The sequence below is a fragment of the Caenimonas aquaedulcis genome (genome assembly GCF_015831345.1).
Taxonomy (GTDB): domain Bacteria; phylum Pseudomonadota; class Gammaproteobacteria; order Burkholderiales; family Burkholderiaceae_C; genus Ramlibacter; species Ramlibacter aquaedulcis.
The window spans coordinates 841744-855573 of the sequence record NZ_JADWYS010000001.1 but is presented as its reverse complement, the minus strand read 5'-3'; the positions used below and the strand labels follow the sequence as shown (position 1 = coordinate 855573).

At 68.1% G+C, this 13830-nt stretch carries 12 protein-coding genes; 8 read left to right on the top strand and 4 right to left on the bottom strand.

Features of this window, described 5'->3' with window-relative positions; genetic code table 11:
• Positions 1-2 precede the first annotated feature (2 nt).
• The 4 genes from I5803_RS04020 to I5803_RS04005 all read left to right on the top strand — a co-directional run bounded on the left by I5803_RS04020 (position 3) and on the right by I5803_RS04005 (position 3250).
• Positions 3-422, top strand: coding sequence for an MAPEG family protein (locus tag I5803_RS04020; protein ID WP_354001618.1), 420 nt, complete (start codon positions 3-5; stop codon positions 420-422).
• Between the two features lie 106 nt (positions 423-528).
• Positions 529-1575: an ABC transporter substrate-binding protein gene (locus tag I5803_RS04015; protein ID WP_196985115.1), complete on the top strand. Its 1047-nt coding sequence runs from the start codon at positions 529-531 to the stop codon at positions 1573-1575.
• Positions 1576-1592: 17 nt separating this feature from the next.
• Complete coding sequence (locus tag I5803_RS04010; protein WP_196985114.1) at positions 1593-2408, top strand: ABC transporter ATP-binding protein; 816 nt, start codon at positions 1593-1595, stop codon at positions 2406-2408.
• Positions 2405-3250: an ABC transporter permease gene (locus tag I5803_RS04005; RefSeq protein WP_196985113.1), complete on the top strand. Its 846-nt coding sequence runs from the start codon at positions 2405-2407 to the stop codon at positions 3248-3250. Before I5803_RS04010 ends, I5803_RS04005 begins: the two co-directional genes overlap by 4 nt.
• 6 nt (positions 3251-3256) lie before the next feature.
• Here I5803_RS04005 and I5803_RS04000 read toward each other — a convergent pair whose 3' ends face one another.
• The 4 genes from I5803_RS04000 to gloB form a co-directional block, all read right to left on the bottom strand.
• Entirely contained in the window at positions 3257-4930 is a 1674-nt protein-coding gene (locus I5803_RS04000) for an alkaline phosphatase D family protein (RefSeq protein WP_196985112.1), read from the bottom strand.
• 162 nt (positions 4931-5092) lie between these two features.
• A complete protein-coding gene (locus I5803_RS03995; RefSeq protein ID WP_196985111.1) occupies positions 5093-5524 on the bottom strand; it encodes a YXWGXW repeat-containing protein in 432 nt (143 codons plus the stop codon).
• A gap of 134 nt (positions 5525-5658) precedes the next feature.
• A complete protein-coding gene (locus I5803_RS03990) occupies positions 5659-7197 on the bottom strand; it encodes a transglycosylase SLT domain-containing protein (protein WP_196985110.1) in 1539 nt (512 codons plus the stop codon).
• Complete coding sequence (gene gloB / locus I5803_RS03985) at positions 7194-7967, bottom strand: hydroxyacylglutathione hydrolase (protein ID WP_196985109.1); 774 nt, start codon at positions 7965-7967, stop codon at positions 7194-7196. Before gloB ends, I5803_RS03990 begins: the two co-directional genes overlap by 4 nt.
• On the opposite strand from gloB, the gene I5803_RS03980 reads away from it, so the two are divergent.
• The 4 genes from I5803_RS03980 (at position 7966) to I5803_RS03965 (ending at position 13812) form a co-directional block, all read left to right on the top strand.
• Positions 7966-8745, top strand: coding sequence for a class I SAM-dependent methyltransferase (locus tag I5803_RS03980; protein WP_231402331.1), 780 nt, complete (start codon positions 7966-7968; stop codon positions 8743-8745). The genes gloB and I5803_RS03980 overlap by 2 nt on opposite strands.
• Positions 8742-9203, top strand: coding sequence for a ribonuclease HI (rnhA, locus tag I5803_RS03975; protein ID WP_196985108.1), 462 nt, complete (start codon positions 8742-8744; stop codon positions 9201-9203). The genes I5803_RS03980 and rnhA overlap by 4 nt, the downstream gene beginning before the upstream one ends.
• A gap of 162 nt (positions 9204-9365) precedes the next feature.
• Positions 9366-10625 (top strand): efflux RND transporter periplasmic adaptor subunit, encoded by a 1260-nt coding sequence (locus I5803_RS03970; RefSeq protein ID WP_196985107.1) that lies wholly within the window; start codon positions 9366-9368, stop codon positions 10623-10625.
• 16 nt (positions 10626-10641) lie between these two features.
• On the top strand, positions 10642-13812 hold the full coding sequence (locus I5803_RS03965; RefSeq protein WP_196985106.1) for an efflux RND transporter permease subunit: 3171 nt from the start codon (positions 10642-10644) through the stop codon (positions 13810-13812).
• Positions 13813-13830: the final 18 nt, after the last annotated feature.

The window sequence follows — 13830 nt, the reverse complement described above, 5'->3', positions numbered from 1 at the left end:
CGGTGACCCCTCAGATCGTGAAGTTCACGGTGGCGTACTGGTGTGTGTTCTTCGCGGCGATGCTGCCCTATGCATGCGCCTGGATCGCGAAGTCCAAGGGCTTCGGCAAGCCGCGCCGCGAGGGCGGCTTCGACAACCACGACCCGCGTGCGTGGCTCTCGCGGCTCACCGACTGGCAGGCCCGCGCCAACGCCGCGCAGGCCAACAGCTTCGAGGCGCTGCCGTTTTTCATCGGCGCGGTGATCATCGCGCACCAGCTCGCGGCGCAACAAGCCGTGCTGGACATCCTCGCGTTGCTATTCGTTACCTTGCGGGTCATCTACATCGCGATGTATGTCGCCGGGCTGCCTACGGTGCGGTCGGCCATCTGGGCGCTCGCGCTATTGGTGAACGTGGGCATTCTCTTCCTCGGCTGGCGCTGAGCGCTGCCGCGCCGCGTTACGTGAAAACCCGCACGGGATGTTCCCGATGCGGCGTCGCAGCATCGTGCTTAACCTTGCCCGCAAGCCCACCAAGAGGTTCTGTCCCATGAAATCCATGCACATCCATCGCCGCACCTTCACTTCCGCCGCGCTCCTGGGCGCCGCCGCCCTCGCTGCGCCCATGCTGCGCGCGCAGGGCAAGCTCGAGAAAAGCAAGATCGCCATCGCTGTCGGAGGCAAGGCGTCGTTCTACTACCTGCCGCTGACCATCTCGGAGCAGCTGGGTTACTTCAAGGCCGAGGGTCTCGACGTCGAGATCTCGGATTTCGCCGGTGGCGCGAAGGCGCTGCAGGCCCTGGTGGGCGGCTCCGCCGACGTCGTGAGCGGCGCATACGAGCACACCATCAACATGCAGAGCAAGAACCAGTTCATCCAGGCGATCGTCCTAATGGGCCGGGCACCTGCCATCGCGATGGGCGTCTCCACCAAGGCGATGCCGAACTACAAGACGCTCGCCGACCTGAAGGGCAAGAAGATCGGCGTGTCCGCGCCAGGCTCCTCCACGAACATGATGGCCAACCTGCTGCTCTCGCGCGCCGGGATCAAGGCCACCGACGTGAGTTACGTGGGTGTGGGCACGTCCGCCGGTGCGCTCTCCGCGCTGCGCTCGGGCCAGATCGACGCGATGAGCAACATCGACCCGGTGATGACCATGCTCGAACAGAAGGGCGACGTGAAGATCATCAGCGACACCCGCACGCTCAAGGGCACGCAGGAAGTCTTCGGCGGCCCGATGCCGGCCGCGTGCTTCTACCTGCACTCCGACTTCGTCAAGGCCAATCCGAACACCTGCCAGGCGCTCGCGAATGCGATCGTGCATGGCCTCAAGTGGCTGCAGACGGCGGGCCCGAGCGACATCATCAAGACCGTGCCCGAGAGCTACCTGCTCGGCGACCGCGCGCTGTACCTTGCATCGTTTGCGAAGGTGCGTGAGGCGATCGCGGTGGACGGCATGATCCCCGAAGAAGGCACGCGCACCGCGCTGCGCGCACTGGCGAGTTTCGATCCGAGCATCAAGGCCGAGAAGATCGAGCTGGGCAAGACCTACACCAACGAGTTCGCGCGCCGCGCCAAGGACAAGTTCAAGGCGTAGGTCGACGGGCCCACGCGATGTCTGCCTACGCGCTCGAATTCGATCGCATCACCGTCACCTTCCGCGCGCCCGATGGGGAGGGCGGCGGGTACACCGCGGTCTCCGACACCACGCTGCGCATCCGCGCCGGCGAATTCGTCTCCGTTGTCGGGCCCACGGGCTGCGGCAAATCCACCCTGCTGAACATCGGCGCCGGCCTGCTCGACGCATCCTCGGGCGACGTGCGCGTGTTCGGCGAGCCGCTGCGCGGCATCAATGCGCGCGCGGGCTACATGTTCCAGGCCGAGGCGCTCATGCCCTGGCGCAGCTGCATCGCCAACGTGATGGTGGGCCTGCAGTACCGCGGCGTGCCCGACGACCAGGCGCGCGCGCAGGCGCAGGCCTGGCTGGAGCGCGTGGGCCTGGGCGAGTTCGGGGACCGTTACCCGCACCAGCTGTCCGGCGGCATGCGCAAGCGCACGGCGCTCGCGCAGACGCTCGCGCTGGACCCGGACATCATCTTGATGGACGAGCCTTTCAGCGCGCTCGACGTGCAGACGCGCCAGCTCATGGAAAACGAAGTGCTCGCGCTGTGGGCCGCGAAGAAAAAGGCGGTGCTCTTCATCACGCACGACCTCGACGAGGCGATCGCGATGAGCGACCGCGTGGTCGTGCTGTCGGCCGGGCCCGCGACGCACCCCATCGGCGAGTTCGAGATCGACCTGCCGCGGCCGCGCGACGTGGCGGAAGTGCGCAACCTCCCGCGCTTCGTCGAACTGCACTCGCAGATCTGGAACGTGCTGCGCGACGAGGTGCTCAAGGGCTACGCGCAGCAGTTGAGGAAGGCGGCATGAGCTTTCTCGCGTCGCTGAAACCGTCCGGCAGGAACCTGCGCGCGTGGCAGGTCGGCGTGCTGATCGTCATGCTCGCGGTCTGGCAGCTCGCCTCGGGCAACGAACAGACCGCGTTCTTCATCGGCGAGCCCGTCAAGGTGGCGGGCCGCATCTGGTCGTGGTTCATGCCGGTCACCGTCGGGGAGAACCGGTTCTTCCCCGATGGCCTGCCCGGCCGCGCGGACATCTACCTGCACCTGGGCGTGACGCTGCTCGAGACCGTGCTCGCGTTCGCGATCGGCACCGTGCTCGGTCTGGTCTTCGGACTCTGGCTCGCGCTAGCGCCGACGGCCAGTGCCATCCTCGACCCCTACATCAAGGCGGCGAACTCCATGCCGCGCGTGATCCTCGCGCCGATTTTCGCGATGTGGTTCGGGTTGGGCATCTGGAGCAAGGTCGCGCTGGCGGTCACGCTCGTGTTCTTCATCGTCTTCTTCAATGTCTACCAGGGCGTGAAGGAGGTGAGCCCCGTCGTGCTCGCGAACGCGCGCATGCTGGGCGCCAACCAGAAGCAGCTGCTGCGCACGGTGTACCTGCCGAGCGCGACGAGCTGGGTGTTCTCCAGCCTGCACACCTCGGTGGGCCTCGCATTCGTCGGCGCTGTGGTGGGCGAGTACCTCGGCTCCGCGCGCGGCGTGGGCTACCTGATCCTGCAGGCGGAGGGCACCTTCGACGTGAACACGGTATTCGCGGGCATCGTGGTGCTGACCGCGTGCGCACTGGTCCTCGATGGCTTCGTCGGGCGCATCGAGAAGCGGCTGATGAAGTGGCAGCCGCGGACCGGGGAGACCGAGAAGCTCTGACGCGCGTTACGCGGGCACGAGCACGCGGTTCGCCGCACCCGGCAGCATGCGCAGCACCGGCCCCGAGAACGCCGTGAACGAGTTGTCGAACACGGAGCTCACGAAGACCCACTCACCGGTCGCCGATGCCGGCGTCAGCGTGAGGACGTGGTAGCCGCGATGGCTCGTCTCCGCGAACTTCAGGTCGGGGATCATGCGCACGAACGAATCGGCGAGGAACTGCCGGCCGACGTTGGTGTGCGTGATCTCCAGGCCGGTGGATGTGACCGAGGGCGTGCCGAACTCCACGCCGATGCTGGCGCCGGACGCATCCTTCAGGTTGCTCGCCCACGCGTTGTGACTGTCGCCCGAGACGACGACGAGGTTCTTGTCCTTGGCGCGCGCGCTCGCGAAGAGCGCTTCGCGCGCCGCGCCGAAACCGTCCCAGTTGGTGAGTTCGTAGCCGATGCGCGGTTGCGCGACGAGCGCCGCCTGCGTGGGCGTGCGCGACGCCGCGGGCGTGTCCAGCGCGACCAGGAATTCGTTGATGCTGTCCTCGGTGAAGTTGTCGTACACGGACAGCGGGATGCGCATGCGGCCCATCAGCACCTGGTTGCCCAGCACCTGGTAGGTCGCCGTGGACGCCTGCATCTGCGCGTCCAGCCAGGCGGCCTGCACCGGGCCGAGCAACTGGCGGCCGGGTGCGTCCGCCGTGGTGAGGAAGGTGTCGCGATTGAGCGGCGCATCGCGGCCCACCACGCGCGTGTCCAGCATGTGCAACGACAGCAGGTTGCCGAAGTCGAAGGAGCGGTAGATCTTCAGCGGGTCCGGGTCGTCGCGCGTCGGCAGCCACTCGTGCCAGGCCTGCGCGGCGGAACCACGCCGCTCGGCGAAGCTGCCTTCGGTGGCCGGGTCGTGCCCGCCCGCGCCGTCGCGCCAGGTGTCGTTGACGATCTCGTGGTCGTCCCACACCGCGATGATCGGCATGCTCGCGCGCAGCGCGCGCAGGTCGGCGTCGGTGTGGTAGCGCGCGTAGCGCTGGCGGTATTCGAAGAGCGTGTGCAACTCGCCCTGCGGGTCGGCTTCGCGGCCGAGCGCGAAGGCCGCCGCCTGCTCGACGTTCGTGAGGCCGGTTTCATAGATGTAGTCGCCGAGCATCAGCGCGACGTCCAGGTCGCCGCGGTTCACCGCATGCGCATACGCGTGGAACTGGCCGAGCGAATACGCGGCACACGAGAACACGCCGATCTTCACCTGCTGCGGGTTCCCGACGGGCAGGGTCTTGGTGCGGCCCGTCGGCGAGAAGTTGCCGCCCGCCTTGAAGCGGTAGAAGTAGGTCGTCGCGGGCTGCAGGCCCGTCACGTCCACCTTCACGGTGTAGTCGCGGCTCACGTCCGCCGTGGCCGTGCCGGATTTCAGGACGTTCGCGAATGCGGCGTCCGTGGCCACCTGCCACTCCACGGGCACCGCGCCGCCGGTGTTGTTGGCGCGCGTCCAGATGATCACGCGGTCGGACAGGGGGTCGCCGCTGGCGACACCGTAGCCGAAGAGCTGCTTGTCCTCGTCGTGTCCCCCGCCGCAAGCGGACAGGCCGAGGCCCGAGCCGAGCGCCATCGCGGCGGTCGCAGCGACGAAGCGGCGGCGGGACGGGCCGGCGGATTCGGGAGAGGGTGAAGGGTTGTTCTTGTCGTTCGCGTTCATGCGCAGGCTCCGGTGACTGGGCAATGAGCATAAGCGCTGAGCTGCTGCCGGCGCGTAGGCCGCGCCCTACACGCGGCAAAGAGGGACCGTGCGTGATCGATTCACGCCCGCATGAAAAAAGGCCCGGCGGGGCCGGGCCTTCAGTCACGGATCACGTGCGCATCAGCTGCGGCGCGGATCGCCGGGGTAGCGGTCGCGATGGTTGGGCACGCCGTCGCCGTCGCGGTCATGGTCCCAGCGGTTGGGCACGCCGTCACGGTCGCGGTCGCGGTAGGCCTGGCGCTCGTGGCGGTCCCAGTTGCCGCCCAGCAGCACCCATTCACCATTGCCGCGCTGGACCCAGTGCGGGTTGTTCCAGGCGTAGCCCGGCCGCTCGCGCAGCCAGTGGCCCTGCACCCACACGTAGTGGTTGCCGCGCCATTCGTGGTGGCCCTCCGCCCACACGTAGCCCGGGCGGGGCGCCGGCACCGTCTCGACGATGGCCGGAGGCGGGGCCACGCGCACGATGTATTGCTGCGCGCTCGCGGCCATCGGCAGCAAGGCGGCCACGCCGCTGGCGGCCAGGACGGCACTCATCAAAGTCTTTTTCAACATGGTTGACTCCTTTCTAGAGCAGTGCAACCAGTGTGGATCGGCACGACTGTCGAGCACATCGGCGCAGGGCGGCAATCCCCGTCGGAGGAGTCCTGCGCGGCAGTTGTGGCCGGATGTAGCTCTGCGGTGGGGCCTCAGCGTTTGTGCGCGGGCTTGGCCGTGCGGCGGCCGGGGGACGCCTTGCTCGCCTTGTAGCCGCCATGCCCTGCCGCCTTGGCGCCCGCACGCGGCGTGTGCCGCGCGCTTGCGCGTACCGGGAGGTACACCACGACCTGCTGGCCCGCGTGGAAAGCAGCCGACGCGCTCACGCCGTTCCATTCGGCCACCTGGGCGGGACTCAGGCGATAGCGCCGCGCGATGCTCGCAACGGTGTCGCGCTTGCCGGCTTTCACCGTGGATTTGCGCGTGACGGATTCGGGCGCGAGGTTGAGCTGGCCGTTGTCCGCGACATGGCTCGCCACGTCGTTCTGCATCTTCGCCGAGCGCGGAACGATCAGCACGGACCCCGCCTTGATGAGCATGCGAGGGGGAATCGTGTTCACGCTGCGCAGGTCGGCTTCGCTCATGCCGGTGCGTTTCGCGGCTTCGGCGACGGACATCGTGGACGGCGCGCTCCATGCCGTCCAACTGGCGTACTGGCCCGCGGAGTACGCATCGAAGTTGCGTTCGAAGACCTTGGCGTTGTCCCAGGGCAGCAGGATCTGCGGCGTGCCCGCCGCGAGGATCACGGGGCGGTTCATGGAGGGGTTGAGCGCCTTGAAGTCCTCGATCGACACGTCGGCCAGCCGCGCGGCAAGCTGCACGTCGATGTCGCGCGGAACGGTGACGCTCTGGAAGTACGGGTGGTTCTCGATCAGCGGAAGTTCGGTGCGAAAGCCGTCCGGGTTCGCGACGATGTTCTTCACCGCCTGCAGCTTGGGCACGTACATCCGCGTTTCGCCGGGCATGTTCAGGTCGACGTAGGCGGCCGGGAGGCCGGCGCGCTGGTTGCGCTGCACCGCGCGGCCCACGCTGCCTTCGCCCCAGTTGTACGCGGCCAGGGCGAGGTGCCAGTCGCCGAACATGCCGTAGAGCTTCTGCAGGTAGTCGAGCGCGGCGCGCGTCGATGCGAGCACGTCGCGCCGGTCGTCGCGGAACACGTTCTGCTTGAGCTCGAAGTATTGCCCGGTCGCGGGCATGAACTGCCACATGCCGGCGGCGCGCGCGCTGGACACGGCCTGCGGGTTGAACGCGCTCTCGATGAAGGGCAGCAGCGCGAGCTCGGTGGGCATGTTGCGGCGCTCGAGTTCCTCGACGATGTGGAAGAGGTATTTCTTCGAGCGCTCGGTCATGCGCTGCATGTACTCCGGCCGGGTGGAATAGAACTGCTCCTGCTGGCGCACGAGGTCGCTCTCGAGGTTGGGCATGGCGAAGCCGCGGCGGATGCGTTCCCACAAGTCCGCCGGCGGCTGCAGTTGCGCGACGCCGCGCGAAGCCGCGTCGGCGGGGGTGATGGGCTGAAGCGGCCCGCCGGGAATGAAAGCCGGGGCGGGTGCGTTCGCGACGGCGGCGGAAGCGGGGGTGGAGGGCGCCGCGGCGGCGGCGGGAGGGGCGGGCTTGTCGGTTGCCACGGGGGTGGCGCAGCCGGCGAGCCAGAGCAGGCTCGCGAGCGCTGCGACGTGAAACACCTTCATCTGAACTCGTTCTTCCATTGCCGGATGGCCGCGAAGACCGCGACGTCATCCGAGGGGGTGGCGGCATCGTGTGCGCGCGCGGCCTGGGCGACGCCGGGAAGGCGTGTGCGCAGGAAGGGATTGACCTGTTTTTCCAGGGCGACCGACGACGGGAGCGTCGGCAGCCCTTGTTCGCGCAGCTTCTCGCAGCGCTCGATGTAATGGATCAGCTCGGCGTTGCCGGGTTCCACCGCGCGTGCAAATTTCAGGTTGCTCAATGTGTATTCGTGTGTGCAGCACACCCGGGTTTCCCCGGGGAGGGCGGCGAGCTTGTCCAGCGAATCGAGCATCTGCGCGGGCGTGCCTTCGAACAGGCGCCCGCAGCCGCCGGAGAAGAGCGTGTCGCCGCAAAAGAGCAGCGGCTTGCCGTCCATTTCCCTGCAGTAGTACGCGATGTGCCCGGAGGTGTGGCCCGGCACGTCGATGATGGAGAACTTCAGCCCCAGCACCTCGATCGCGTCGCCTTCCGTCAGGCGCTGCAGGGGCTCGGGAATGGTCTCGCGCGCAGGGCCGTAGACCTTCGCGCCGGTGGCGTCGCGCACGGCATCGACCCCGCCGATATGGTCGGGGTGGTGGTGCGTGACTAGAATCGCCTGCAACCGCAGGCCAGCCTGTTGCAGGTAAGCGAGCACGGGCGCGGCGTCGCCCGGATCCACCACGAGGGCATCGTGCCCATCGTGCAGCACCCACAGGTAATTGTCTTGGAAGGCCGGTAGCGGTATTAACTTCATGAGCGACCCGATTATAGGAATGCAGCAGTGGTTCGAAACCCCGCCGGGCCGCTACCTGCTGGCCTGGGAGCGGGCCGAGTTCGACCGTGCGGTCTCGGACGTCTTCGGGTTCCATGCGGTCCAGCTGGGCCTGCCGATGCTCGACACGCTCGCCGCCAACCGGATGCCGCACAAATGGCTGGCCGTGGACGGGCACGATGCCGGCGCCCGGACCCGCGCCGCGCTCGTGACCGACTTCGCCGCGCTGCCCTTCGAGGAGAACAGCCTGGACCTTGTCGTGCTGCCCCATTCGCTGGAGCTCAACGCCGACCCCCACGCCACGCTGCGCGAGGTCGAGCGGGTGCTGGTGCCGGAGGGCCGCGTGGTGATCTGCTGCCTCAACCCCGCGAGCCTCTGGGGCCTGCGCCAGCGCCGCGCGCACCTGTACCAGCGGCTGGGCTTCGGCGAGCTCTTCCTGCCGGACGCGGGGGAATTCATCGGCTACTGGCGCCTGCGCGACTGGCTGCGCCTGCTGAGCTTCGAGGTCGAGTCCAGCAACTTCGGCTGCTACCGGCCGGCGTTCAAAAGCGAGAAGTGGCTCGAACGCTGGGACTGGATGGATCTCGCGGGCGACCGCTGGTGGCCGATCTTCGGCGCCGTCTATTTCCTCGTCGCGGTCAAGCGCGTGCGGGGCATCAAGCTCATCGGGCGCGCCTGGAAGACGGCGCCCGCCATTTCCACCGCGCCCGTGCCCATGGTCAACAGCGGGCACGGCATCCATTCGAAAGAGACGACTTGAACGACATCGTGATCTATACCGACGGCGCCTGCAAGGGCAATCCCGGCCCCGGGGGTTGGGGCGCCGTGCTGCGCTCCGGCAGTACTGAAAAAGAGCTCTATGGCGGGGAGCCGCAGACGACCAACAACCGAATGGAACTGCTGGCCGTGATCCGGGCGCTCGAGGCGCTCAAGCGGCCCTGCGCCGTGACGCTGCATGTGGACAGCCAGTACGTGCTCAAGGGCATGACCGAGTGGCTGCCCGGCTGGAAGGCCAAGGGCTGGCGCACGTCCACCAAGCAGCCCGTGAAGAACGTGGAGCTCTGGCAGGAGCTCGACGCGCTCGTCAACGGCGCGGGCCACAAGATCCAGTGGCGCTGGGTGCGCGGCCACAACGGCGACGCCGGCAACGAGCACGCGGACCGGCTGGCGAACCTGGGCGTCGAAGTGGCGATGGGCCGGCGGCCGCCGCCGGCCTAGCACCCGTGTAAAGCGCGGGTAAAACCGGGTCGCGCGGGCGCGACTCGGGGGCGCGGCTAGGCGAAACGCGGATGGTGTGTCGGCATGCTGCTGATACATTGGCAAGTTGTCTTTCGGCAACAACAAAACGAACTCCGCCCCGTTGGGCAGGCTCTCACCCTCATGGCACTGAAAGCTCTCCATATCGCAGCCGGCGCCGCCGGCATCGCCCTCGTTGCGGGCGCCGCCTGGTGGTACCACGCGAGCAATGCGCCTGTGTCCGGCGCGGTCGCCGCGGACGGCCGCGCCGCCGGGGCGCCGGCACCCGGCGCAAGCGGATCGACCGGGCCCGCGGCCCTGGTCACCCTGGCCGTCGCGCAGAAGCAGGACGTGCCGGTGGACGTCACCGTCAACGGCAGCGTGATGTCGCTCAACAGCGTGGACGTGCGGCCGCAGGTGAGCAACATGATCCAGAAGGTGCACGTGAAGGAGGGCGACTTCGTGAAGGCGGGCCAGCCGCTCTTCACGCTCGATTCGCGCGCCGACCAGGCGAACCTCGCGAAGGCGAAGGCGCAGCAGCAGAAGGACGAGGCCACGCTGGCCGACCTCGAGCGCCAGTACAAGCGCAGCCAGGAACTGCTCGCGCAGAACTTCATCGCCAAGAGCGCGACCGAGACGGTGCTCGCCCAGGTCGAGGCGCAGCGCGCCACGGTCGCCGCCGACCGGGCCGCCGTCCAGTCCGCCGCCGTGGCGCTCAGCTTCGACGAGATCCGCGCGCCGATCGCCGGGCGCACCGGCGCCATCGCCGTGTTCGCGGGCACGCTCGCGCAGCCGGCGACTTCGCTGGTCACGATCACGCAACTCGACCCGATCGCGGTGTCCTTCCCGGTGCCCGAGGGGCGCCTGCAGGACCTGCTGCAGGCGTCGAAGGCGCGCTCGCCCGTGCTGGCCATGATCCCGGGCAAGCCCGCGCCCCTGCGGGGCGCGCTGAGCTTCGTGGACAACACGGTCGACCCGCAGGTGGGCACGGTGCGCGCGAAGGCGCAATTCGACAACGGCGAACACCTGCTGTGGCCCGGGCAGTACGTCAACACCAGCGTGACGGTCCGCACCATCAAGGATGCGGTGGTGGTGCCCCTCGCCGCGATCATCACGAGCCCCAATGGCCGCATCGTGTACGTGGTGAAGGACGATGCCGTGCAGCCGCGCAAGGTGGAGATCGACTATTCCTTCGCCGACAAGGCCGTGGTGAAGGGCCTGCAGCCGGGCGAGCGCATCGTCCTCGAAGGCAAGCAGAACCTGCGGCCGGGCTCGCGCGTGCGGATCGAGAAGCCATCCGGCGCGCCGGCTGCGAAGGGCGCCGCCAGCGGCGCACGCGGCGCGGCCAGTTCGGCGGGCGCCCCGGCCAGCGCCCTGCTGGCCGCGCGCAGGGACCCCACCTGAACCGGAGGGCCGAGGCATGAACATCTCCGAGCTGTGCATCCGGCGTCCCGTGATGACGGTGCTGCTCAGCGCGGCGCTCGTGGTCGCGGGCATCCTGGCCTACCTGCGCATCCCGATCGCGGCGCTGCCCAGCTACAACACGCCCGTCATTTCCGTGAACGCGCAGCTCGCCGGCGCGAGCCCCGACACCATGGCGGCCTCCGTCGCGCTCCCGCTGGAAAAGCAGTTCTCCACCATTGCGGGGTTGAAGCTGATCAGCTCGACCAACACCCTGGGGATCAGCCAGATCACGCTGGAGTTCGAATCCTCCCGCGACATCGACGCCGCCGCCGTCGACGTGCAGGCCGCGCTGCTGCGCGCGCAGCGCCAGCTGCCTGCGGAGCTGACGCAGCTGCCGTCCTACCGCAAGGTGAACCCCGCCGATGCGCCGGTGCTCTTCATCGCGCTCGACTCGCCGTCCATGGGCCTCTCGGAGCTCAACGACTACGCCGAGAACCTGATTGCGCCGACGCTCTCGACGATCGACGGCGTGGCGCAAGTGAACGTCAACGGCCAGAAGCGTTTCGCGGTGCGTGTGCGCGCGAATTCCGAGATGCTGAACGCGCGCGGCATCACGCTCGAGGAGCTCGCGGCCGCGATCAAGTCGTCCAACTCCAACACGCCGATCGGCGTGCTCGACGGGCCGCGCCAGACCCTCACGATCCAGGCCAACGCGCAGATGCGCAACGCCAAGGAGTTCTCCGAGATCATCATCGCCTCGCGCAACGGGGCGCCGGTGCGCCTGTCGGAAGTCGCGACCGTGGAAGACAGCTACGAGTCCGTGAAGACTTCCGCCAGCTACAACGGGCAGCGCGCGATCCTGCTGTCCGTCCAGCGCCAGCCGAACGCGAACACGGTGCAGGTGGTGGACTCGGTCAAGAAGCTGCTGCCGCTCTTTCGCGCGCAGCTGCCGCAGTCGATCAACATCACGGTGCTCAACGACCGCTCCACCTCCATCCGCGAGGCCGTGCACGACGTGAACCTCACGCTGGCCGCCACCGTGCTGCTGGTGGTGCTGGTGATCTACCTGTTCCTGCACCGCGTGATGGCGACGCTCATCCCGGCGGTGACCATGCCGATCTCGCTGATCGGCGCCATGTCGCTGCTCTACGCCTTCGGCTACAGCCTGGACAACGTGTCGCTGCTGGGCATCACGCTCGCGGTGGGATTGGTGGTGGACGACGCGATCGTGGTGCTGGAGAACATCGTGCGGCACATCGAGGACGGGATGGCGCCCATGAAGGCCTCGCTGCAGGGCGCGCGGGAGATGGGCTTCACGATCGTGTCGATCTCCGTGTCGCTCGTCGCGGTGTTCATCCCGATCTTCTTCATGCCCGGCGTGATCGGCCTGCTGTTCCACGAATTCGCCGTCGTGGTGTCGCTGGCGGTGCTGGTGTCCGCCGCGGTGTCGCTCACTCTGGTGCCGATGATGGCCAGCCGCTTCATCAAGCCGGAGGAGGGCGACGGCGCGGACCACGGGCACGAGGCGGACGGCAAGGTCCACGCGCCGGGCGGCTGGGTCGGCCGCACGTTCGAGCGGATGTTCCGCGGCGTGCACGGCTTCTACATGCGCACGCTCGACTGGACGCTCGGCCATCGCACCCTCATGCTGCTGGTCGCGCTCGGCACCTTCGTGCTCACGGGCTGGCTCGCGACGACCATGCCCAAGGGCTTCTTCCCCGAGGAAGACATCGGGCAGATCCAGGTGACCACGGAGGCGTCGGAGGACATCTCCTTCCCCGCGATGCTCGAACTGCAGGACCGCGTCGCCGCGGCGCTCAAGGCCGACCCGAACGTGCAGGACATGACGTCCTTCATCGGCGCGGGCGGCGGCGGCACGCTCAACAGCGGGCGCATGTTCATCGTGCTCAAGCCCCGCGGCGACCGCGCGAAGATGCCCGCGGTGATGGACTCGCTGCGGCGCGCCGCGCGCAGCGTGCCCGGCATCGCGGTGTACATGCAGCCGGTGCAGAACCTGCGCCTGGGCGGCCGGCAGAGCAAGAGCCGTTACCAGTACTCGCTGCAGAGCGTGAGCGCGGATGCGCTGTCCGACTGGTCCACGCGGATGATGGAGCGCATGCGCGCCGACCCGGCGTTCCGCGACATCACGAGCGATTCGCAGAACCGCGGCCTGCAGGCGTCGCTGCGCATCGATCGGGACAAGGCCAACCTGCTGGGCGTGCAGATCGGCGACGTGCGCAACGCGCTGTACGACGCGTTCGGCGAGCGCCAGGTGTCCACCATCTACAGCGCCGCCAACAGCTACTCGGTCATCCTGGAGGCGGCGGACGCGGACCGCCGATTCGAGGCGGGCCTCGCGACCATCAACCTGCGCGGCAAGAGCGGCGCGCTGGTGCCGCTGTCTTCCATCGCGACGGTCGAACGCACGGTGGGTCCCACGGCGGTGAACCACCAGGGCCAGCTGCAGGCGATCACGATCTCCTTCAACCTCGCCCCGGACACGCCGCTGGGCGTCGCGACGGACAAGATCGACCGGTTCAAGCAGGAGCTGAAGCTGCCCCCGAGCATCATCACCAGCTACGGCGGCGATGCGGCGGTGTTCCAGGATTCGCAGGGCAGCCAGGCCATCCTCCTGGTCACCGCGCTGCTCGTGATCTACGTGCTGCTGGGCGTGCTGTACGAGAGCTACATCCATCCGCTCACGATTCTCGCGGGCCTGCCGTCGGCCACTGTCGGTGCACTTCTCGCGTTGAAGATCTTCGGCTTCGACCTCACGCTGATCGCGACCATCGGCATCCTGATGCTGATCGGCATCGTGAAGAAGAACGCGATCATGATGATCGACTTCGCGCTGCACGCGCAGCGCACGCAGGGCATGTCGCCACCCGACGCGATCCGCGAGGCGTGCCGCCTTCGGTTCCGCCCGATCCTGATGACCACGATGGCCGCGCTGATGGGTGCCTTGCCGATGGCCCTGGGCCTGGGCGCGGGCGCCGAGCTGCGCCAGCCCCTGGGCCTGGCGGTCGCGGGCGGGCTGATCTTCTCGCAGGTGATCACGCTGTACATCACCCCGGCGATCTACCTGGCACTGGACCGCTACAGCGGTCGCGGGCCGGTGCAGGACCTCGATGCGATCGGCAAGCGGCTTTTTCCGAAGGCGGAGGGTGGCGGGCTGATTGCGAAGTAGACGTCCGGGATTTTTTTT

What these genes read in the sequence shown, in the direction of transcription:
- I5803_RS04010 (WP_196985114.1), top strand. Translation starts at nt 1,593, where the DNA reads ATGTCTGCCTACGCGCTCGAATTCGATCGCATCACCGTCACCTTCCGC.
- I5803_RS04005 (WP_196985113.1), top strand. Translation starts at nt 2,405, where the DNA reads ATGAGCTTTCTCGCGTCGCTGAAACCGTCCGGCAGGAACCTGCGCGCG.
- I5803_RS03995 (WP_196985111.1), bottom strand. Translation starts at nt 5,524, where the DNA reads ATGTTGAAAAAGACTTTGATGAGTGCCGTCCTGGCCGCCAGCGGCGTG.
- I5803_RS04000 (WP_196985112.1), bottom strand. Translation starts at nt 4,930, where the DNA reads ATGAACGCGAACGACAAGAACAACCCTTCACCCTCTCCCGAATCCGCC.
- gloB (WP_196985109.1), bottom strand. Translation starts at nt 7,967, where the DNA reads ATGAAGTTAATACCGCTACCGGCCTTCCAAGACAATTACCTGTGGGTG.
- I5803_RS03980 (WP_231402331.1), top strand. Translation starts at nt 7,966, where the DNA reads ATGAGCGACCCGATTATAGGAATGCAGCAGTGGTTCGAAACCCCGCCG.
- I5803_RS03990 (WP_196985110.1), bottom strand. Translation starts at nt 7,197, where the DNA reads ATGAAGGTGTTTCACGTCGCAGCGCTCGCGAGCCTGCTCTGGCTCGCC.
- I5803_RS03970 (WP_196985107.1), top strand. Translation starts at nt 9,366, where the DNA reads ATGGCACTGAAAGCTCTCCATATCGCAGCCGGCGCCGCCGGCATCGCC.
- I5803_RS04015 (WP_196985115.1), top strand. Translation starts at nt 529, where the DNA reads ATGAAATCCATGCACATCCATCGCCGCACCTTCACTTCCGCCGCGCTC.
- I5803_RS03965 (WP_196985106.1), top strand. Translation starts at nt 10,642, where the DNA reads ATGAACATCTCCGAGCTGTGCATCCGGCGTCCCGTGATGACGGTGCTG.